Below are 20,652 nucleotides of genomic sequence, written 5' to 3'. Positions count from 1 at the left end.
AGTATAAACAACAAGCATATAAGGAAAAGATAGAATGGCTAAGGGGCAATCTTTGCAAGATCCGTTCCTCAACGCGCTGCGTCGGGAACGTGTTCCAGTTTCTATTTATTTGGTGAATGGTATTAAGCTGCAAGGTCAGATTGAATCTTTCGATCAGTTCGTGATCCTGTTGAAAAACACGGTCAGCCAGATGGTTTATAAGCACGCGATCTCGACCGTGGTGCCGTCTCGTCCGGTTTCTCACCATAGCAACAACGCGGGTGGCGGTTCCAGTAACTACCATCACAGCAACAACGCACAGCCATCTTCCGCTGCCTCTCAGGATAGCGAAGACGCCGAGTAAGGCCTGGCTGTTGCTCCATGTCGGGGGACCAGTTCGTCTGTGTTCCCCGCTGGTATTTTAAGAGGGTTTACGCTTGTTTGACCGTTATGATGCCGGTGAGCAGGCGGTGCTGGTACACATCTATTTTACGCAAGACAAAGATATGGAAGACCTCCAGGAGTTCGAATCCCTGGTCTCTTCCGCCGGTGTCGAAGCATTACAGGTGATTACCGGTAGCCGTAAAGCGCCGCACCCAAAGTATTTTGTTGGTGAAGGTAAAGCCGTTGAGATTGCCGATGCAGTCAAAGCCACTGGGGCGTCAGTTGTCCTTTTTGATCATGCGTTGACCCCGGCCCAGGAACGTAACCTGGAGCGTCTGTGCGAGTGTCGCGTTCTCGACCGCACCGGCCTGATTCTTGATATTTTCGCCCAGCGTGCGCGTACCCATGAAGGTAAGCTGCAGGTTGAGCTGGCGCAGCTGCGCCATTTAGCCACGCGACTGGTGCGCGGCTGGACCCACCTTGAACGCCAGAAAGGCGGTATCGGCCTGCGCGGCCCGGGTGAAACCCAGCTGGAAACCGACCGTCGTTTACTGCGTAACCGTATTACTCAGATCCTCTCGCGGCTGGAGCGCGTCGAGAAGCAGCGAGAGCAGGGACGTCGGTCGCGCACCAAAGCCGATATTCCCACCGTCTCTCTGGTGGGCTACACCAACGCCGGCAAATCCACCCTGTTTAACCAAATCACCACGGCTGAGGTGTATGCAGCGGATCAGCTGTTCGCCACGCTTGACCCGACGTTGCGCCGCATAGATGTCGCGGATGTCGGCGAAACGGTGCTGGCGGATACGGTCGGGTTTATCCGCCATCTGCCGCACGATCTCGTCGCCGCGTTTAAAGCCACGCTGCAGGAGACGCGTCAGGCGACGCTGCTGCTGCATGTGATCGACGCCGCGGATGTGCGCATGGCGGAAAACATCGAGGCGGTTAATACCGTGCTCGAAGAGATAGACGCCCACGAGATCCCGACGCTGCTGGTGATGAATAAAGTCGACATGCTGGAGGATTTCGAGCCGCGTATCGACAGGAACGATGAGAATTTGCCCATCCGCGTGTGGCTTTCCGCGCAGACGGGGGCGGGCGTGCCACTGCTTTTCCAGGCACTGACGGAACGTCTCTCCGGCGAAATAGTCCAGCGTGCGCTGCGTCTTCCGCCGGAAGCGGGGCGTCTGCGGAGCCGGTTTTACCAGCTTCAGGCGATCGAAAAAGAGTGGATGGAGGAGGACGGTTGCGTCGGGCTGCAGGTTCGCATGCCTATCGTTGACTGGCGTCGCCTCTGTAAACAGGAACCGGCATTGGTTGACTACGTGGTCTAACCGGCTGGCCGAAGCCTGAAAATATTCCCCTTTGGGGGGTACCCGGATGGACTCAGGCGGCATGATGGCGGCCGCGCTTTTCTTTTTAGCATTGTAAAAGCGCACAACATCACGCCGCCTGAAGGACGAAAGGTATATCACCGCATAACAAATATGGAGCATAAACATGGCGTGGAATCAGCCCGGTAATAACGGACAGGACCGCGACCCGTGGGGAAGCAGCAAGCCTGGCGGCAACTCTGGGGGAAATAAAGGCGGTCGCGAGCAGGGGCCGCCGGATCTGGATGATATCTTCCGTAAGCTCAGTAAAAAGCTGGGCGGCATTGGCGGTGGTAAAGGCGGCGGCTCTTCGCAGGAGCCGCGCAGCCCGGTCGGCGGACGCATTGTGGGTATCGTCGCGGCGGCTGCGGTCATCTTATGGGCCGTCACCGGGTTCTATACCATTAAAGAAGCTGAGCGCGGCGTTGTGACGCGTTTTGGCAAATTCAGTCATCTGGTTGAGCCTGGTCTTAACTGGAAACCGACCTTTATCGATGAAGTGGTGCCGGTGAACGTGGAAGCCGTGCGCGAGCTGGCCGCCTCCGGCATCATGCTGACGTCTGACGAAAACGTAGTGCGCGTTGAGATGAACGTGCAGTACCGCGTCACCGATCCGCAGCGCTATCTCTTTAGCGTCGCCAACGCGGACGACAGCCTGCGTCAGGCCACCGACAGCGCCCTGCGCGGCGTTATCGGCAAATACACCATGGACCGCATTCTGACGGAAGGCCGTACCGTTATCCGTAGCGATACTCAGCGCGAACTGGAAGAGACCATTCGTCCGTACAACATGGGCATCACGCTGCTGGACGTTAACTTCCAGGCTGCTCGCCCGCCGGAAGAGGTGAAAGCCGCGTTTGACGACGCGATTGCCGCCCGTGAAAACGAGCAGCAGTACATTCGTGAAGCGGAAGCGTACACCAACGAAGTGCAGCCGCGTGCGAACGGTCAGGCGCAGCGTATTCTGGAAGAGGCCCGCGCGTATAAAACGCAGACTGTCCTGGAAGCCCAGGGTGAAGTGGCGCGCTTTGCGAAGATCCTGCCGGAATACAAAGCCGCGCCGGAAATCACCCGCGAGCGTCTGTATATCGAAACCATGGAAAAAGTGCTGAGCCACACCCGTAAAGTGCTGGTCAACGATAAAGGCGGAAACCTGATGGTGCTGCCGCTGGATCAGATGCTGAAAGGCGGCTCCGCGCCTGCCGCGAGCGACGACAACAACAGCGGCAACCCGCTGCTGCGTCTGCCGCCGGTCTCAGGCAGCGGCAACAGCGGCGCGAGCAACAGCGCGTCTTCTGGCCGTGGCGATATTATGGATCAACGCCGTGCCAACGCGCAGCGTAACGATTACCAGCGCGAAGGGAGTGAATAACGATGCGTAAGTCAGTCATTGCGGTAATCATCATCGCGTTGGTGGTGCTTTACACCTCGATTTTTGTGGTGAAAGAGGGTGAGCGCGGCATCATCCTGCAATTCAGTAAAGTTGTGCGCGACAACGATAACAAGCCGAAAGTGTATGAGCCTGGCCTGCACTTTAAAATGCCATTTATCGAGTCGGTGAAGACGCTGGACGCCCGTATCCAGACCATGGATAACCAGGCGGATCGTTTCGTCACCAAAGAGAAGAAAGACCTGATCGTCGATTCTTACATTAAGTGGCGTATCAGCGATTTCAGCCGTTACTACCTGGCGACAGGCGGCGGCGATCTCTCTCAGGCGGAAGTCCTGCTGAAACGTAAGTTCTCGGACCGTCTGCGTTCTGAAATCGGTCGTCTCGACGTGAAAGACATCGTCACCGATTCCCGTGGTCGTCTGACTTCTGAAGTGCGCGAAGCGCTGAACTCCGGCTCTGCGGGCACCGAAGATGAAGTCGAAACCCCGGCGGCGGATGACGCTATCGCTTCTGCGGCGAAACGTGTGACCGAAGAGACCAACGGCAAAGTGCCGGTGATCAACCCGAACAGCATGGCGGCGCTCGGTATTGAAGTGGTTGACGTGCGTATCAAGCAGATCAACCTGCCGGCGGAAGTCTCGGAAGCTATCTTCAACCGTATGCGCGCCGAGCGTGAAGCGGTCGCCCGTCGTCACCGTTCGCAGGGCCAGGAAGAGGCCGAGAAACTGCGCGCGGCGGCGGATTACGAAGTGACCCGTACGCTTGCGGAAGCTGAGCGTCAGGCGCGTATCCTGCGGGGTGAAGGCGATGCCGAAGCCGCGAAACTGTTCGCCGACGCGTTCAGCCAGGATCCGGATTTCTACGCCTTTATCCGCAGCCTGCGTGCCTACGAGAGCAGCTTTAACTCCAATCAGGACGTAATGGTGTTAAGCCCGGACAGCGATTTCTTCCGCTATATGAAAACGCCGGCCAATAGCGCACGCTAAGCCCTGACCCTTAACAAGAGCCGGTGATTGCCGGCTCTTTTTTTATGCAGGTTTTACGCACAATGAATACAACGGTTTTGCTGGCGCTTGCGCTGGTGCTGGTGGTTGAAGGGCTCGGCCCGCTGCTTTTTCCGCGCGTATGGCGGCGGATGATCGTCTCTGTGGCGCAAATGCCGGACACTTTATTACGCCGTTTCGGCGGGGGTCTTGTGGTTGCCGGGATTGTGATCTACTACATGTTGAGGAAAACGATTAACTGAATAAAAATCGGGCAAAATCGACGAAATTTGTATACAAAAAGGGCTGAACATCAGCAAAGCTGGTGTTAGAATCCTTTTTTAAGCAAACGGTGATTTTGAAAAATGGGTAACAACGTCGTCGTACTGGGCACCCAATGGGGTGACGAAGGTAAAGGGAAGATCGTCGATCTTCTGACTGAACGGGCTAAATATGTTGTACGCTACCAGGGCGGTCACAACGCAGGCCATACTCTCGTAATCAACGGTGAAAAAACCGTCCTCCATCTTATCCCCTCGGGCATTCTTCGCGATAACGTCACCAGCATCATTGGTAACGGCGTCGTGCTGTCGCCTGCCGCGCTGATGAAAGAGATGAAGGAACTGGAAGACCGTGGCATCCCGGTTCGCGAACGTCTGCTGTTATCCGAAGCCTGCCCGCTGATCCTCGACTACCACGTTGCGCTCGACGTCGCGCGTGAGAAAGCGCGCGGCGCCAAAGCCATCGGCACCACCGGTCGCGGCATTGGCCCGGCCTATGAAGACAAAGTCGCACGTCGCGGTCTGCGCGTGGGCGATCTCTTCGATAAAGCCACCTTCGCTGAAAAACTGAAAGAAGTGCTGGAATACCACAACTTCCAGCTGGTGAACTTCTACAAAGTTGAAGCCGTTGACTACCAGAAAGTGCTGGACGACGTGATGGCGATTGCCGACGTGCTGACCAGCATGGTGGTGGACGTTTCCGATCTGCTGGATCAGGCGCGTAAGCGCGGCGACTTCATCATGTTTGAAGGCGCGCAGGGCACGCTGCTGGATATCGACCACGGCACCTACCCGTATGTGACTTCCTCCAACACCACCGCAGGCGGCGTAGCGACCGGCTCCGGCATTGGCCCGCGTTATGTGGACTACGTGCTCGGCATTATCAAAGCCTACTCCACCCGCGTGGGCGCAGGCCCGTTCCCGACCGAGCTGTTCGACGACATCGGCGAATTCCTGTGCAAAAAAGGCAATGAATTCGGCGCTACCACCGGCCGTCGCCGTCGTACCGGCTGGCTGGATGCGGTCGCGGTACGCCGCGCCGTGCAGATCAACTCCCTGTCCGGCTTCTGCCTGACCAAACTGGACGTCCTGGACGCTCTGGAAGAGGTGAAAATCTGCGTCGCTTACCGTATGCCGGATGGCCGCGAAGTCACCACCACCCCGATGGCGGCGGATGACTGGGAAGGTATCGAGCCGATTTACGAAACCATGCCGGGCTGGTCTGAATCCACCTTCGGCGTGAAAGAGCGTGACGGCCTGCCGCAGGCGGCGCTGAATTACATCAAACGTATTGAAGAAGTCACCGGCGTGCCGATCGACATCATCTCTACCGGTCCGGATCGTACCGAAACCATGATCCTGCGCGATCCGTTCGACGCATAATGTGACCAGGGGCGCGGCAAACGCGCCCTTTGTTTTTCCCGGTTTTTACCCGCCTTTTTCAAATAAATTAGCCGCCTGACATATGGCTGGTTTATCATCAATATATCGCCCTCTGGGCGAACCGCGTTTTTCCCCTCCCATATTCTGAGGTTGATGTGCAGTTAACGAGTTTTACCGATTTCGGGCTACGGGCTTTGATCTATATGGCGTCCTTGCCGGAAGGCCGCATGACCAGCATTTCTGAAGTCACCGAGGTGTATGGCGTCTCCCGCAATCATATGGTCAAAATTATCAACCAGCTTAGTCGTGCGGGCTATGTCACCGCCGTGAGGGGCAAAAACGGCGGGATCCGCCTTGGCAAACCAGCCGCAACCATCCGCATTGGGGATGTCGTGCGTGAGCTGGAGCCCCTGTCTATAGTGAACTGTAGTAGCGCGTTCTGTCACATCACCCCCGCGTGTCGCCTGAAACAGGTGCTGGGCGACGCGGTGGCGCGCTTTCTTCAGGAACTGGATAACTACACGCTGGCCGATTTAGTGCAGGAAAACCAGCCGCTCTACAAATTATTGCTGGTGGAATGACGCATTCGCGCCACTGATGACAACGGAGGAACCGCTATGTCACACGATCCTTTTCAGGAACGAGAAGCTGAGAAGTACGCCAACCCTATCCCGAGCCGGGAATTTATCCTTGAGCATTTAACCAAACGTGAAAAACCGGCTAACCGCGATGAACTGGCGTCCGAACTCGGCATTGAAGGCGAGGAGCAGCTGGAAGCGCTGCGTCGCCGCCTGCGCGCCATGGAGCGCGACGGCCAGTTAGTCTTTACCCGCCGCCAGTGCTATGCGCTGCCGGAACGTCTTGATCTGCAAAAAGGCACCGTCATCGGCCATCGCGACGGTTACGGTTTTTTACGCGTCGAAGGACGCAAAGACGATCTCTATCTCTCTTCTGAGCAGATGAAAACCTGCATTCACGGCGATATCGTGCTGGCGCAGCCGCTCGGTTCAGACCGCAAAGGCCGCCGCGAAGCGCGCATCGTACGCGTGCTGGTGCCGAAGCAGAGCAATATTGTCGGGCGCTATTTCACCGACGCGGGCGTCGGCTTCGTGGTGCCGGACGACAGCCGTCTGAGCTTCGATATCCTGATCCCGCCGGAAGAGGTGATGGGCGCCCGCATGGGCTATGTCGTGGTTGTCGAGCTGACCCAGCGCCCGACGCGGCGCACCAAAGCGATCGGTAAAATTGTTGAAGTGCTCGGCGACAACATGGGCACCGGCATGGCCGTGGATATGGCGCTGCGCACCCATGAAATCCCTTACGTCTGGCCGAAAGCCGTTGAAGAACAGATTGCGCACCTGAAAGAAGAAGTGCCGGAAGAGGCCAAAGTGGGGCGCGTCGATTTGCGCAATCTGCCGCTCGTCACCATCGACGGCGAAGACGCCCGCGACTTTGACGACGCCGTATTCTGTGAGAAAAAACGCGGCGGCGGCTGGCGCCTGTGGGTGGCTATCGCCGACGTCAGCTACTATGTGCGCCCGCCGACGCCGCTTGATAACGAAGCGCGCAACCGCGGCACGTCGGTTTACTTCCCGTCACAGGTCGTCCCGATGCTGCCGGAAGTGCTCTCCAACGGCCTGTGCTCGCTGAACCCGCAGGTGGATCGCCTCTGTATGGTCTGCGAGATGACCATCTCCGCCAAAGGCCGTCTCACTGGCTATAAATTCTATGAAGCGGTGATGAGCTCGCACGCCCGCCTGACCTACACCAAGGTGTGGCATATTCTCCAGGGCGATGAAGATCTGCGCAGCCAGTATCAGCCGCTGGTGAAGCATCTCGAAGAGCTGCACACGCTGTATAAAGCGCTGGAAGAGGCGCGCACCGAGCGGGGCGGCATCTCGTTTGAGAGCGAAGAAGCGAAGTTTATCTTCAACGCCGAGCGCCGTATCGATCGTATTGAGCAGACCCAGCGTAACGACGCGCACAAGCTCATCGAAGAGTGCATGATCCTCGCCAACATCTCGGCGGCGCGCTTTGTCGAGAAACACAAAGAGCCGGCGCTGTTCCGTATTCACGACCGTCCGACCAATGAAGCGATCACCTCGTTCCGCTCTGTACTGGCGGAGCTGGGCCTTGAGCTGCCGGGCGGCAACAAGCCGGAGCCGCGCGATTACGCCGAGCTGCTCGATTCCATCGCCGATCGTCCCGATCACGAGATGCTGCAAACCATGCTGCTGCGCTCGATGAAACAGGCGATTTACGATCCGGAAAACCGCGGCCACTTCGGCCTCGCGCTGCAATCCTACGCGCACTTTACCTCGCCGATTCGCCGCTACCCGGATCTTACGCTGCACCGCGCGATTAAATACCTGATCGCCAAAGAGCAGGGTCACGAAGGCAACACCACCGAGAGCGGCGGCTGGCACTACACCATGGAAGAGATGCTGCAACTGGGCCAGCACTGCTCCATGACCGAACGCCGCGCCGATGAAGCTACCCGTGAAGTGGCGGACTGGCTGAAGTGCGACTTCATGCAGGATCAGGTCGGCCAGACCTTCTCCGGCGTGATTTCAAGCGTCACCGGCTTTGGATTCTTCGTGCGCCTGACCGATCTCTTTATCGACGGTCTGGTGCATGTCTCGTCGCTGGATAACGACTACTACCGCTTTGATCAGGTCGGCCAGCGTCTGATTGGCGAATCCGGCGGCCAGACGTATCGTCTGGGCGACCGCGTCGAAGTCAAAGTCGAAGCGGTTAACATGGACGAGCGCAAAATCGATTTCTCGCTCATCTCCAGCGAGCGCGGGCCGCGTAACGTGGGTAAAACCGCACGCGAGCGCGAGAAACGAGGCGGCGGTGGTGGTAAAAACCGCAGCCGTCGTCAGGTCGGCAAGCGCCAGAATTTCGAACCCAACGAGGCGTTTCGCAGCGAAAAAGGCCGTGGAAAGGTGAAGAAAGACAGCGCGGCACGCGCTGAGAAGAGCGACAAGCCGGCGAAAAGCAGTAAAAAACCGTCGGCAAAAACGCAGAAAATCGCGGCCGCCACCAAAGCGAAGCGCGCGGCGAAGAAAAAGCGCGACGAGTAATCGCGGGGCCTGCGAGCCAGGCCCGATTTATTACGTATTGCCTAACACCGGGCGGCTCGCCGCCCATAACGAGTACCATTCATGAGTGAAATGATTTACGGCATCCACGCGGTGCAGGCCCTGCTGGAGCGCGCTCCCGAGCGTTTTCAGGAAGTGTTTATTCTGAAAGGGCGTGAAGATAAACGTCTGCTGCCGCTGATCCACGCGCTGGAAGCGCAGGGCGTGCCGGTGCAGGTGGCAAACCGCCAGTGGCTGGATGAAAAAGCGGATGGCGCGGTGCACCAGGGTATCGTCGCCCGCGTCAAGCCGGGGCGTCAGTATGGCGAAAACGATCTGCCGGATCTGCTGGCGGCGCACGCGCAGCCGTTCCTGTTGATCCTGGACGGCGTGACCGATCCGCATAACCTCGGCGCCTGCCTGCGCAGCGCTGACGCGGCGGGCGTACATGCGGTGATCGTGCCAAAAGATCGCTCCGCGCAGCTTAACGCGACCGCTAAAAAAGTCGCCTGCGGCGCGGCGGAAAGCGTGCCGCTGATCCGCGTGACCAACCTCGCGCGCACCATGCGTCTGTTGCAGGAAGAGAACGTCTGGATCGTCGGCACGGCGGGCGAAGCGGATCACACCCTCTTCCAGAGCAAAATGACCGGCCCTCTGGCGCTGGTGATGGGCGCGGAAGGGGAAGGGATGCGCCGTCTCACCCGTGAACATTGCGATGAGCTTATCAGCATCCCGATGGCGGGCAGCGTCTCCTCGCTGAACGTCTCGGTGGCGACCGGTATCTGTCTCTTCGAAGCCGTGCGTCAGCGCAGCTAATCGTAAAACCCTCTGCGGAGGGTTTTTTATTGCGTCCAGTTCCTGTGTAAAGTTTTATTAAAGCGCCAGAAACCCTAAACTCCGCTGCTACTATAAGCGCCACAGGCTGTTTGCCTGTTTAATCAATACCTCTAACTGGACTCAGGAGATGCAACCGTGCAGACATTCCACGGACTGATGGCGTTTTGCGCTTACTTTTTTATCGGGCTGGCGATGATCAACTGTTTCATGTTCATCTACACCCGCATTACCGCTCACGATGAGTGGACATTAATCAAAGAGAATAACAGCGCGGCGGCGATTACCTTCGGCGGCGCGATTTTAGGCTATGTGGTGCCGCTCGCCAGCGCGGCGATCAACTCAGTCAGCATCACGGACTATCTGATTTGGGGGGCGATCGCGCTCGTCGTCCAGCTTATAATCTACGGCGGCGTGCGTTTGTACATGCCGAAACTGAGCGAGAAAATTATTAACCGCAACGTTGCGGCCGCAATATTTATGGGCGTGGCGTCGCTGGCGGGCGGTATTCTGAACGCGGCCTGCATGACCTGGTAAAACGTAATAACAAGGAAGGCTATGTCGGCAGCAAGGAAAAGACGTGGAAAGAAAAAAGGCGGTCATCCGGTTGCTAACACCTCGGATCTGAAATTTCTTCCACGCCCGGAGCCGGAACGCAAAGGGCCGAAAATACTGACCCTCGCCATCATGGGCGGCGCGGCGTTTTTCGGCCTCAAAGCCTGTCAGGATACCGGCGATAACGACAATGACGGCGACGGGGTCTATTACTCGACGCCCGAGGAGTGCCGTGAGGACGGGAACCCGGCAGATCTCTGCACCAACGCCTGGAATACCGCTAAAGCCGAGTTTGAAAAAGATATCCCGCCGAAGCTCACCTGGGACGCCTGTAGCACCGCGTATGGCAATAACTGCTATTACGACGGCGTGGCGAAAACCTGGGTGCCGATGATGGCGGGCTTCCTGCTGGCGAGCAACAGAGACAAAAAGCGCGAGCTGGATGACTCCTCGTCGTCGTATTACACCTCAGGCTCCGGCTATCACTACTACTACACGCGCCCTGTCTGGCAAAACGCGTCTGGCGATTATGTCTGGCGCGGCGGCAATCGTTCCGGCGCCAGCGCCAGCAGCCACAGCCTCGTCACTCGCAGCGCCACGACGATTTCCCGCGGCGGCTTTGGCCGTTCATCCAGCTCCCGCAGTAGCTGGGGAGGCTAAATGCTGCGCCATCAGACGCCGGTGCGCCCGGATCTCGCGCGTATCGCGCACGAACACGGCTTTCACTTTCATATCATCGACGATGAAATCTACTGGGATGAAAGCCGCGCCTACCGCTTTACGCTGCGCCAGATTGAAGAGCAGATAGAAGCGCCTACCGCAGAGCTGCACGAGATGTGCCTTGACGTGGTGGATAGTGCCGCGCGCGATGCGCGCCTGCTTGAGCAACTCGCCATTCCTGAGCTGTACTGGGACGCCATCGCCCAAAGCTGGCAAGACCAGGATCCGTCGCTCTACGGGCGCATGGATTTTGTCTGGACCGGGCAGGGGCCAGTAAAGTTACTGGAATACAACGCCGATACGCCCACCTCGCTGTATGAATCTGCTTACTTCCAGTGGCAGTGGCTGGAGGATGCGCGCCGCCAGGGGGGTATCCCGCGCGATGCCGATCAATTCAACAGCCTCCAGGAGAAGCTCATCGCGCGTCTGGCGGAGATAGCGACGCCTGAGCCGCTCTATTTCAGCTGCTGCCAGGAGTCCGACGAGGATCGCGGCACGGTGCTGTACCTGGAAGACTGCGCGCGGCAGGCGGGCCTTGAGACGCGTTTTATCTATATCGAAGAGATCGGTCTGGGACTTGGCGGCGTGCTGACGGATTTGGACGATAACGTCATCCGGCAGGCGTTTAAGCTCTATCCGCTGGAGTGGATGATGCGCGACGACAACGGCCCGCTGCTCTGTAAGCGCGCCGAGCGCTGGTATGAGCCGCTGTGGAAAAGCATTCTCAGCAATAAAGGACTGCTGCCGCTGCTCTGGGCGCAGTTTCCCGGCCATCCCAACCTGTTACCGGCGTGGTTCAACGACGATTTCGCGCGCGAGCGGCATGATGTCGCGCAGGCGCTTGCGGGCTATGCAGGCTACGTTCGCAAGCCGCTGTTTTCGCGCGAAGGCGGCAACGTGACGCTGTTTGATAACGCCGACCAGGTGCTGGCTCACGAAGAGGGCGATTACGGCAACGAGCCCGTTATCTGGCAGGCGTTTCAGGCGCTGCCGCGCTTTGGCGACAGCTATACGCTGCTCGGCAGCTGGATCGTCGGCGATGAGCCTGCGGGCATCGGCATTCGCGAAGATGTCTCGCTTATCACCAAAGACACCTCACGCTTCATTCCTCACTATATCGCCGGCTGACGGCTTTTCGCTTTTGTGAAGCAGACGGGCAGTTTCTTTTCCCTCTCCCTCCATACTTAACGCTGTTGTCACAGGTAAGGAGAGGGATTATGCACTGGCAAACCCACACGGTGTTTAACCAGCCCGTCGCGCTCAATAACAGCAATCTGTTTCTTTCCGATACCGCGCTGCGCGAGGCGGTGCTGCGCGAAGGCGCGGGCTGGGACGCTGAGCTGCTCGCAAGCATCGGCCAGCAGCTTGGCACGGCGGAGTCGCTGGAGTTAGGGCGACTGGCGAACGCCAATCCGCCAGAACTGTTGCGCTATGACGCGCGCGGCGAACGTCTTGACGACGTGCGTTTTCATCCGGCGTGGCACCTGCTGATGCAGGGGCTGTTCGCTAACCGGGTTCATAATCTGCCGTGGCTTGCGACGGCGCGCGAGGGAGCGCTGGTCGCCCGCGCCGCGCGTTTCGTTCTGCACGCGCAGGTGGAAGCAGGCACGTTATGCCCGATTACCATGACGTTTGCCGCGACACCGCTGTTACAGGCCCATCTGCCGCCGCTGTTCGCCGACTGGCAGACTCCGCTGGCAAGCGATCGCTACGATTCCCACCTGCTGCCCGGCGCGCAGAAGCGCGGGCTGCTTATCGGCATGGGCATGACGGAAAAACAGGGTGGTTCAGATGTGCTCAGTAATACCACCCGTGCGGAACCCGTCGCGGCGCGCGGCCCCGGCGAGGCGTACCGGCTGGTGGGCCATAAGTGGTTTTTCTCAGTGCCGCAAAGCGACGCGCATCTGGTGCTGGCGCAGACGAAAGGCGGTCTTTCGTGTTTCTTCGTGCCGCGCTTTTTGCCGGACGGTCAGCGCAACGCGGTGCGCCTTGAACGCCTGAAAGATAAACTCGGCAACCGCTCGAACGCCAGCAGCGAGGCGGAGTTTCTCGACGCGCTCGGCTGGCTGCTTGGCGAAGAGGGAGAAGGCGTGCGCCAGATCCTGCGGATGGGCGGCATGACGCGCTTTGACTGCGCGCTCGGCAGCCACGGGCTGATGCGCCGCGCGCTGGCGGTGGCGCTTTACCATACCCATCAGCGTCAGGCGTTCGGCAAAAATCTTATTGAGCAGCCGCTGATGCGTCAGGTGCTCGGGCGCATGGCGCTGGAGCTGGAAGGGCAGACCGCGCTGCTGTTTCGTCTGGCGCGCGCCTGGGAGCAGCGCGAATCGCCGCATGAAGTGGCGTTTGCCCGCCTCTTTACGCCTGCCGCGAAATATGGCGTCTGCAAGCGCGGCATTCCGTTTGTGGCGGAGGCGATGGAAGCGCTCGGCGGCATCGGGTATTGCGAAGAGAGCGAACTGCCGCGGCTTTATCGTGAAATGCCGGTCAACAGTATCTGGGAAGGCTCCGGCAACATCATGTGCCTTGATGTATTGCGCGTGCTGACGCGCCAGCCGGGCGTTCTGGAGATGCTGAGCGATGAGTTTGACGCGGTAAAAGGACAGGACCGGCATTTCGACCGCGCCTGGCGACAGCTGGCGGGGCAGTTGCGCAGGCCCGATGAAGCGGCCGGACGCGCTATGACCACCCAGCTCTTTTTCCTGGCGACCGGCGCCCAGGTGCTGCGTTCGCTGACGCCGCCGCTGGCGCAGGCCTGGTGCCGGATGATGCTGGATACCCGTGGCGACAGCCCGCTGGCGGAGCCGGTGCTGGCGCAGGCGCTACTGCGCGCCACGGGCGGGGCGGGCTGATTACGCCTTCAGGCGGAACAGGCTCACCAGCTCGTTCAGGTGATTGCCTTTCTCGCGCAGTATTTGCGCGGTCTGCTCGCTGCGCGTCACGCGCTCGGCGTTGATATGGGTGGCTTCGCCAATCTGATGCATGGCGATATTCACTTGACCAATACCGGCAGACTGCTCGTGCGAGGCGTGGTTAATTTCCGTCACCAGCTGATTAATCTGGCCGATACGGCTGATGATGGCTTCCATCGCGTTGCGCGTCTGCTCGGAGAGCGCGTGGCCTTCGCTGACTTTAGCGAGCGTGTCGCTGATAAGCTGTTCTATCTCTTTCACCGCGTTGGCGCTGCGTGCCGCCAGCGCACGGACTTCCTGCGCCACGACCGCGAAGCCTTTACCGTGCTCGCCCGCGCGCGCCGCTTCCACGGCGGCGTTCAGCGCCAGGATGTTGGTCTGGAAGGCGATAGACTCGATCACATGCGTGATATCCGCGATGCGCTGCGAGGCGCTGCGAATATCGTTCATGGTGTTGACCGCGTTGCTGACCGTTTCGCCGCCGTGCTGAACGGCGTCGGACGCCTCTTTCACCAGGCTTTGGGTCTGTTCCATGTTGGCGGCGTTTTGCGACACGGTGGCCGCCAGCTGTTCCATACTCGCGGAGGTTTCCTCCACGCTGCTCGCCTGCTTGTTAATCTGCTCGCTAATCTCGCCGCTGTCGGACGCCAGCGCGCGGGTGCCGTGGCTGATATCGCCTGCGGCATCGCGCACCTGATTCACAATCTGCTGTAAGCCGTTGCCGATGCCGTTAATGGCGTCGATAAGCTGGCCGACTTCATCCTGGCGACGCGTGTCGATGGTTTCGCGCAGATCGCCTGCGGCGTACTGACGCGCAAGCGTAATGACGTTGCGCAGCGGGGTGGTGAGCCAGCGGCGTACGGTCCAGACAAAGGCGGCGGCAAACAGCAGGGAGAGGATAACGCCCGCGGCAAGGAATTGATTGCGCATGTTCGTCACACCGCTGAGCAGCGTCGCTTTATCCACTTCGCCGACAATCGCCCAGTTCCAGCCCGGCAGTTGGGTAAAGCTGAGAAGGGCGGTGCGACCGTCGTCTTTTTCCATCTCCAGCGTTCCCTGCGGCTCGGTCAGCACCGGTTTTAAGACAGCGTCCGGCCATGACGGGCGTTTGCCTTCATCGCTCGAATGGAAAAGGAACTGGCCGTAGGTTTTACCCGGCGCGCGGTTAATGACGTAAAAATGCCCGCTGTCGCCCAGGCGGCGATTAAGGATTTTATTGCGCATCACCTGCCAGGAGCGGGTGATATCCACCCCGACAAACAGAATAGCGATAACCTGGCCGCTGGCGTCTTTCACCGGCTCGTACTGCGTGATGTAGCGTTTGCCGAACAGCAGCGCCAGGCCGCGGTAGGTTTCGCCTTTCATGACCGGCGCGAACGCCGGGCTTGCGGTATCGAGCTGCGTGCCGATAGCGCGGCTGCCGTCCTCTTTACGCAGCGAGGTCGCCACGCGCACAAAGTTATCGCCGCTTCGGACAAACAGCGTGGCGATAGCGCCGGTGCGGGTCAGGAAATCATCGGGCAGCGCGTTGTTTTCATGCAGGGAGGTGTCAGCGCCCTTGAGCGTGGGCACGCTGATGCCGTTGATGCTCTGCAGCTGGCTTTCATCGCGGCTGATGGGTTGCGGAATAAAACTGTTGAAGAGTTTCGTGAAGCTTGCCACCTCTTCATTGAGGCTGCTGTCGAACATCTGCGCCATATCCACCACGCTTGTGGTCTGGTTATGCAGATCTTCAAGCGCCAGCGCTTCCAGCTGCTGGCTGGCTTTGTGGCTTAATGCGAACGTGAACAATAAAAAAAGGGCCGCTACCGCGACGCCCGTAAGGAATGAGAGCTTCGCGCCCAGTCCCCAGCGTTGAATTGAAAGTGTCATAAATAAGCTCTTATAGGCGAGTATTCCGCACCTTCAACGGCAGCAATGAGCTAATATTTAGTGGATAAATGTAAATATTTGTTTCAATATATTTTGATTTAGATCATGGCAAGGCCAAATAAAAAGCAGAATTTAGCTAAAGAACGTTCAACTATAGATAATTGCCTGCACATGCCAGTTATCAGGGCGCTGATTTTCATGCATCTGAATAATTCGATAATACGCAGCGCCCTGTTCGTCCGCTTTATAGGCGATGACTTTTTCAATCTCCTGCGGCGTGCCGGAAATATCGTTCACCGAAATCACGCCAATTTCATTTAAGCCCGTGACCCTGTCGGCATTCACCTCTTCGGCAGACTGCGCAGAAGTGGTAATCAGACCCGCCGATAACAACAGCGACGTTAAAGCCAGCGATCGTTTCATTGTCAGCTCCCTTACACCTTTTCGATAAATGCAGCGCTCCGGTTCCCGGCGCAGTCCGAAAGCTATTGTGCAGCAGGTACGATCAATGCACGCAAAGCAGTGTAAATTTCGCTAAATAAAACGGCGGCTTACGCTTACTTTCGGTACAAAATGGCCTGCGCATGCCAGCGGCCAGGCAACAGGGTGTCGTCATTGGAGATGACCTGATAGTAATCTGCGCCTGCGGCGCCTGCCTGTGCGGCGATATCGCGCAGCGCGTCATCCGGTGACCCATACTGTAGCGTCGTGACGGTGCCCATTTTGACGAGCCCCTGCGTCTGGTAGCGCTGGATCTCCTGCGGATGATCCGCCACCGGCGGCGCAGGCTGCGGCGTGCCCTGCAGGGCGCTACAGGCGGTCAGGGTCGCTACCATGAATACTGGAATAAGCCGTCGCATATGCATTCTCGTTACCTCAGGCATTAATTGTAGTAAGTGTAAGGGAATAAGGACTTGCCCTGTGCCGGTTTTGCCGACCAGGGCGCGGTTTTGGTCATGAAAAATCGCAAAAGCGTAATCTGGCTCTCAACACGATAAAAATCCGCGCGTTGCGCTGGTTCCGGCATCATGGGGCCTCTGCCGGAAAGACGTTTTGCAGGAGATAAGTATGATTGAAATTTCGACCCGGCGTTTTGCGGATAATGAGGCGCTGCATGCGGTGCCGGCGGCGAAAGGTGATAAGGCGCTGCCGACGGTAATTTTTTATCACGGCTTCACCTCATCCAAAACGGTCTACAGCTATTTCGCCGTCGCGCTGGCGCAGGCCGGTTTTCGCGTGATCATGCCGGACGCGCCCGACCACGGCGCGCGTTTTAGCGGCGATGCGCAACGGCGGATGACGCAGTTCTGGCAAATCCTTCATGCGACGCTCACGGAATACCCGGCGCTGCGCGACGCGATTATCGATGAAGGACTGGTGGCGGACGGCAGACTCGCTGTAGGCGGCGCGTCGATGGGCGGGATGACCGCGCTTGGCATCATGACGCAGCACCCGGAAGTAAAATGCGTCGCGAGCCTGATGGGCTCCGGCTGGTTTAGCTCGCTTTCGCATACGCTCTTTCCGCCGGATGCCGCTGAAGCTGACGCGGTGAGAGCCGCGCTGGCGCCCTGGGATGCGCAAACGCGCCTGTCGCCTCTTTCGGATCGCCCGCTTTTTTTATGGCATGGCGAAGAGGACGACGTCGTGCCGGCGGCGCAGAGCCAGCGTTTAGCCGACGCGCTGCGCGAACGGGCGCTTGATAAAAACCTGACCTGCCAGTGGCAGCCGGGCGTGAAGCACCGGATTACGCCCGAGGCGCTGGAGCCGACGGTGGCGTTTTTCCGCCGTCACCTTTAGATGAGGCGCAGCGCATAAACCAGGATTGCGGTTTTTTTTACCAGCGCCCTTGAGTTTGTCATGGTCCGCCATTAGAATGACGCGTCAATTTTTCAGCCGCCCTTTAATCACGTTCCTTGCCTCCCCGGGCCGCGGCTGACCCAGACAGGAGGCTGAATAATCCGTAAGGAGCAATTCGATGCGTCATTACGAAATCGTTTTTATGGTCCATCCTGACCAGAGCGAACAGGTTCCGGGCATGATCGAGCGCTACTCTGCTGCCATCACTGGTGCAGAAGGCAAGATCCACCGTCTGGAAGACTGGGGCCGCCGTCAGCTGGCTTACCCGATCAACAAACTGCACAAAGCACACTACGTTCTGATGAACGTTGAAGCGCCGCAGGAAGTTATCGATGAGCTGGAAACTACCTTCCGCTTCAACGATGCCGTTATCCGCAGCATGGTTATGCGCACCAAACACGCCGTAACTGAAGCCTCTCCGATGGTTAAAGCGAAAGACGAGCGCCGTGAGCGTCGCGATGATTTCGCTAACGAAACCGCTGATGATGCTGAAGCTGGGGATTCTGAAGAGTAATTCTGATGGCCAACCGTCTGGTGTTGTCCGGCACCGTGTGCAGGGCACCCCTTCGTAAGGTCAGCCCATCAGGAATTCCTCATTGCCAGTTCGTGCTTGAGCATCGTTCTGTGCAGGAGGAGGCCGGTTTCCACCGGCAGGCGTGGTGTCAGATGCCTGTAATAATCAGCGGGCACGAGAACCAGGCCGTTACTCACAGTATAACGGTCGGCACGCAAATCACCGTTCAGGGGTTCATCAGTTGCCACAAGGCAAAGAACGGACTGAGCAAAATGGTGTTGCATGCCGAGCAGATTGAATTGATAGATTCTGGAGACTAGCCAAATGGCACGTTATTTCCGTCGTCGCAAGTTCTGCCGTTTCACCGCGGAAGGCGTTCAAGAGATCGACTATAAAGATATCGCTACGCTGAAAAACTACATCACCGAAAGCGGTAAGATTGTCCCGAGCCGTATCACCGGTACCCGTGCAAAATACCAGCGTCAGCTGGCTCGCGCTATCAAACGCGCTCGCTACCTGTCCCTGCTGCCGTACACTGATCGTCATCAGTAATCGGTCACGGTCCATTAATACGACTTTGAGAGGATAAGGTAATGCAAGTTATTCTGCTTGATAAAGTAGCAAACCTGGGCAGCCTGGGCGACCAGGTAAACGTTAAAGCGGGCTACGCTCGTAACTTCCTGGTTCCGCAGGGCAAAGCTGTGCCGGCTACCAAGAAAAACGTTGAGTTCTTCGAAGCACGTCGTGCTGAACTGGAAGCCAAACTGGCTGACGTTCTGTCCGCTGCTGAAGCTCGCGCAGAGAAAATCAATGCGCTGGGCTCTGTTACCATCGCGTCCAAAGCGGGCGACGAAGGTAAACTGTTCGGTTCCATCGGTACTCGCGACATCGCTGACGCTGTTACTGCAGCTGGCGTTGAAGTGGCTAAGAGCGAAGTTCGTCTGCCGAACGGCGTTCTGCGTACCACTGGCGAACACGAAGTGGACTTCCAGGTTCACAGCGAAGTATTCGCTAAACTGACTGTAAACGTGGTTGCTGAGTAATTTTTTACTCAACTGCACGTAAAGACGCCGGCCTTGTGCCGGCGTTTTGCTTTTCTGAAACGCTGAAAAGTCTCAGCGCACGCGCAGGAAACTGCCGTCCGGCTGGCGGGTAAACAGCACCTGCTGATTATCACCGGTATCAATGGTCAGCGCCGTCACCACACCGCTGGCGTTCTGACGAACCTGCACCATCTGCCCCTGCTGAAGATTACTGAGCGGCTTGCCGTCGCCTTCCACTTTCGCCATCGCGTACACATCTTCCGGCGGCAGTCCGTGATCGCGGAACAGCTGCGCCAGCGTTTTGCCGGATTCCACGCGATAAGTGCGCCACTGCTGCTCAATATCATTATTCTGGAACGGCTGCACCGGCGCGCTGGAATCGGGTTGCTGAACGTTCGCCTCCGGCGTTTCCACAGGCGCTACCGTCTGCGGCTGTACGGGTGTCTCCGGCGCGCGGTTGAAATCGAGCTGCGCGTCGCGGCGCTGCGGCGTTTCCGGCTCGTCGGGAGAAGGCCATAAAAAGCAGAGCGCGATGACGACCGCGCAAAGAATAATGCCGCGTCGGTGCGCGGGGGGCAGCGGGTCCATCAGCCGGATGCGGTCCGGGGCGTGCCATACCTGCGCCAGTAGCGGTTTAATTCGTCCAGGCATGTCTTCTCCTCATTCACTCAAACGCTTCGCCGCGCCAGTGTACCATTATAGCGTTCTAACTGGTTGATGCGGGTAGTAAAGCGCGCATTCGTGAGCGCGCTGACATCCCTGACCTTACCACCTTGCCGGAGGATTATTTTACCCGACGTGGCGCTACTGTTATGCTGCCCGCTAATTTTCCCATTGAGAAAGGATAACCCCATGACAACCCCTTCTTTTGACACCATCGAAGCGCAGGCAAGCTACGGCATTGGCTTACAGGTCGGACAGCAACTGCGCGAGTCGGGCTTACAGGGTCTGCTGCCGGAAGCGCTGGTGGCGGGGCTGCGTGACGCGCTGGAAGGCAACCAGCCAGCCGTTCCTGTTGACGTGGTGCATCGCGCGCTGCGTGAAATCCACGAACGCGCCGACGCCGTGCGTCGCGAGCGCCAGCAGGAGATGGCGGTAGAAGGCCAGAAATATCTGGACGAAAACCGCGAGCGCGAAGGGGTGAACAGCACCGAGTCCGGCCTGCAGTTCCGCGTGCTGACGCAGGGCGATGGCCCGATCCCGTCCCGTAAGGATCGCGTGCGCGTGCACTACACCGGCAAGCTTATCGACGGCACCGTGTTTGACAGCTCGGTCGCGCGCGGCGAGCCGGCGGAATTCCCGGTGAGCGGCGTGATCGCGGGCTGGATTGAAGCGCTGACCCTGATGCCGGTCGGCTCCAAATGGGAACTGACCATTCCGCACAACCTGGCCTACGGCGAGCGCGGCGCGGGCGCGTCCATTCCGCCGTTTAGCACCCTGGTCTTTGAAGTCGAGCTGCTGGAAATCCTGTAAGACTTTTTATTTC

The 20,652-nt window shown here is 58.3% G+C and carries 23 protein-coding genes; 19 read left to right on the top strand and 4 right to left on the bottom strand.

What is annotated here, in order from left to right:
* The first annotated feature begins 34 nt into the window (after positions 1-34).
* The 13 genes from hfq (at position 35) to AFK65_RS17115 (ending at position 13,820) form a co-directional block, all read left to right on the top strand.
* Entirely contained in the window at positions 35-343 is a 309-nt protein-coding gene (gene hfq, locus AFK65_RS17175; protein ID WP_007702119.1) for an RNA chaperone Hfq, read from the top strand.
* A 73-nt stretch (positions 344-416) separates the two neighbouring features.
* Positions 417-1,697 (top strand): ribosome rescue GTPase HflX, encoded by a 1,281-nt coding sequence (gene hflX, locus AFK65_RS17170; RefSeq protein ID WP_038856209.1) that lies wholly within the window; start codon positions 417-419, stop codon positions 1,695-1,697.
* 166 nt (positions 1,698-1,863) lie between these two features.
* Entirely contained in the window at positions 1,864-3,108 is a 1,245-nt protein-coding gene (gene hflK, locus AFK65_RS17165; protein WP_007702112.1) for an FtsH protease activity modulator HflK, read from the top strand.
* A 2-nt stretch (positions 3,109-3,110) separates the two neighbouring features.
* Entirely contained in the window at positions 3,111-4,115 is a 1,005-nt protein-coding gene (gene hflC / locus AFK65_RS17160; protein ID WP_007702109.1) for a protease modulator HflC, read from the top strand.
* Positions 4,116-4,177: 62 nt separating this feature from the next.
* Positions 4,178-4,375 (top strand): DUF2065 domain-containing protein, encoded by a 198-nt coding sequence (locus AFK65_RS17155; RefSeq protein WP_032805691.1) that lies wholly within the window; start codon positions 4,178-4,180, stop codon positions 4,373-4,375.
* 102 nt (positions 4,376-4,477) lie between these two features.
* Entirely contained in the window at positions 4,478-5,776 is a 1,299-nt protein-coding gene (locus AFK65_RS17150) for an adenylosuccinate synthase (RefSeq protein ID WP_007702096.1), read from the top strand.
* Between the two features lie 155 nt (positions 5,777-5,931).
* Positions 5,932-6,357, top strand: a complete 426-nt coding sequence (gene nsrR, locus AFK65_RS17145) for a nitric oxide-sensing transcriptional repressor NsrR (protein ID WP_004385299.1) — start codon at positions 5,932-5,934, stop codon at positions 6,355-6,357.
* 36 nt (positions 6,358-6,393) lie between these two features.
* Entirely contained in the window at positions 6,394-8,862 is a 2,469-nt protein-coding gene (gene rnr / locus AFK65_RS17140; protein WP_007702092.1) for a ribonuclease R, read from the top strand.
* A gap of 81 nt (positions 8,863-8,943) precedes the next feature.
* Positions 8,944-9,675 (top strand): 23S rRNA (guanosine(2251)-2'-O)-methyltransferase RlmB, encoded by a 732-nt coding sequence (gene rlmB, locus AFK65_RS17135; RefSeq protein ID WP_007778372.1) that lies wholly within the window; start codon positions 8,944-8,946, stop codon positions 9,673-9,675.
* 156 nt (positions 9,676-9,831) lie between these two features.
* Positions 9,832-10,230: a DUF350 domain-containing protein gene (locus AFK65_RS17130; RefSeq protein ID WP_007764406.1), complete on the top strand. Its 399-nt coding sequence runs from the start codon at positions 9,832-9,834 to the stop codon at positions 10,228-10,230.
* 21 nt (positions 10,231-10,251) lie between these two features.
* Entirely contained in the window at positions 10,252-10,908 is a 657-nt protein-coding gene (locus AFK65_RS17125) for a DUF1190 domain-containing protein (RefSeq protein ID WP_007702084.1), read from the top strand.
* On the top strand, positions 10,909-12,096 hold the full coding sequence (locus AFK65_RS17120) for a glutathionylspermidine synthase family protein (protein ID WP_038856211.1): 1,188 nt from the start codon (positions 10,909-10,911) through the stop codon (positions 12,094-12,096). It begins immediately after the preceding gene.
* Between the two features lie 89 nt (positions 12,097-12,185).
* Positions 12,186-13,820 carry an isovaleryl-CoA dehydrogenase gene (locus AFK65_RS17115; RefSeq protein WP_007702076.1) on the top strand — a complete coding sequence of 545 codons (1,635 nt, stop codon included), beginning with the start codon at positions 12,186-12,188 and terminating at the stop codon, positions 13,818-13,820.
* Here the strand turns inward: AFK65_RS17115 and AFK65_RS17110 are convergent, their stop codons facing one another.
* The 3 genes from AFK65_RS17110 to bsmA form a co-directional block, all read right to left on the bottom strand.
* Positions 13,821-15,752 carry a methyl-accepting chemotaxis protein gene (locus AFK65_RS17110; protein ID WP_007702072.1) on the bottom strand — a complete coding sequence of 644 codons (1,932 nt, stop codon included), beginning with the start codon at positions 15,750-15,752 and terminating at the stop codon, positions 13,821-13,823.
* Between the two features lie 147 nt (positions 15,753-15,899).
* Positions 15,900-16,175, bottom strand: a complete 276-nt coding sequence (locus AFK65_RS17105; protein WP_007702069.1) for a YdgH/BhsA/McbA family protein — start codon at positions 16,173-16,175, stop codon at positions 15,900-15,902.
* Positions 16,176-16,309: 134 nt separating this feature from the next.
* Positions 16,310-16,618 (bottom strand): biofilm peroxide resistance protein BsmA, encoded by a 309-nt coding sequence (bsmA, locus tag AFK65_RS17100; RefSeq protein ID WP_007702067.1) that lies wholly within the window; start codon positions 16,616-16,618, stop codon positions 16,310-16,312.
* A gap of 202 nt (positions 16,619-16,820) precedes the next feature.
* Here bsmA and yjfP point away from each other — a divergent pair, with 202 nt between their 5' ends.
* The 5 genes from yjfP to rplI all read left to right on the top strand — a co-directional run bounded on the left by yjfP (position 16,821) and on the right by rplI (position 19,166).
* The gene (gene yjfP / locus AFK65_RS17095) at positions 16,821-17,549 is read left to right on the top strand and encodes an esterase (protein ID WP_007702059.1); all 729 of its coding nucleotides are present in this window, start codon (positions 16,821-16,823) and stop codon (positions 17,547-17,549) included.
* Between the two features lie 178 nt (positions 17,550-17,727).
* Positions 17,728-18,123, top strand: coding sequence for a 30S ribosomal protein S6 (gene rpsF, locus AFK65_RS17090; protein WP_001216673.1), 396 nt, complete (start codon positions 17,728-17,730; stop codon positions 18,121-18,123).
* Positions 18,124-18,128: 5 nt separating this feature from the next.
* Positions 18,129-18,443 (top strand): primosomal replication protein N, encoded by a 315-nt coding sequence (gene priB / locus AFK65_RS17085; RefSeq protein WP_004385309.1) that lies wholly within the window; start codon positions 18,129-18,131, stop codon positions 18,441-18,443.
* 4 nt (positions 18,444-18,447) lie between these two features.
* On the top strand, positions 18,448-18,675 hold the full coding sequence (gene rpsR, locus AFK65_RS17080; protein WP_000135199.1) for a 30S ribosomal protein S18: 228 nt from the start codon (positions 18,448-18,450) through the stop codon (positions 18,673-18,675).
* Positions 18,676-18,716: 41 nt separating this feature from the next.
* On the top strand, positions 18,717-19,166 hold the full coding sequence (rplI, locus tag AFK65_RS17075) for a 50S ribosomal protein L9 (RefSeq protein ID WP_007702039.1): 450 nt from the start codon (positions 18,717-18,719) through the stop codon (positions 19,164-19,166).
* Between the two features lie 72 nt (positions 19,167-19,238).
* Here the strand turns inward: rplI and AFK65_RS17070 are convergent, their stop codons facing one another.
* Positions 19,239-19,817, bottom strand: coding sequence for an OapA family protein (locus AFK65_RS17070; protein ID WP_007702036.1), 579 nt, complete (start codon positions 19,815-19,817; stop codon positions 19,239-19,241).
* A gap of 201 nt (positions 19,818-20,018) precedes the next feature.
* Between AFK65_RS17070 and fklB the strand changes: the two genes are divergently transcribed.
* Positions 20,019-20,639, top strand: a complete 621-nt coding sequence (fklB, locus tag AFK65_RS17060; RefSeq protein WP_007702034.1) for an FKBP-type peptidyl-prolyl cis-trans isomerase — start codon at positions 20,019-20,021, stop codon at positions 20,637-20,639.
* The last annotated feature ends 13 nt before the right edge of the window (positions 20,640-20,652 follow it).

This window comes from Cronobacter universalis NCTC 9529 (genome assembly GCF_001277175.1).
GTDB lineage: Bacteria > Pseudomonadota > Gammaproteobacteria > Enterobacterales > Enterobacteriaceae > Cronobacter > Cronobacter universalis.
The sequence above is the reverse complement of the archived record's forward strand: the minus strand, read 5'-3'. Positions and strand labels throughout refer to the sequence as shown.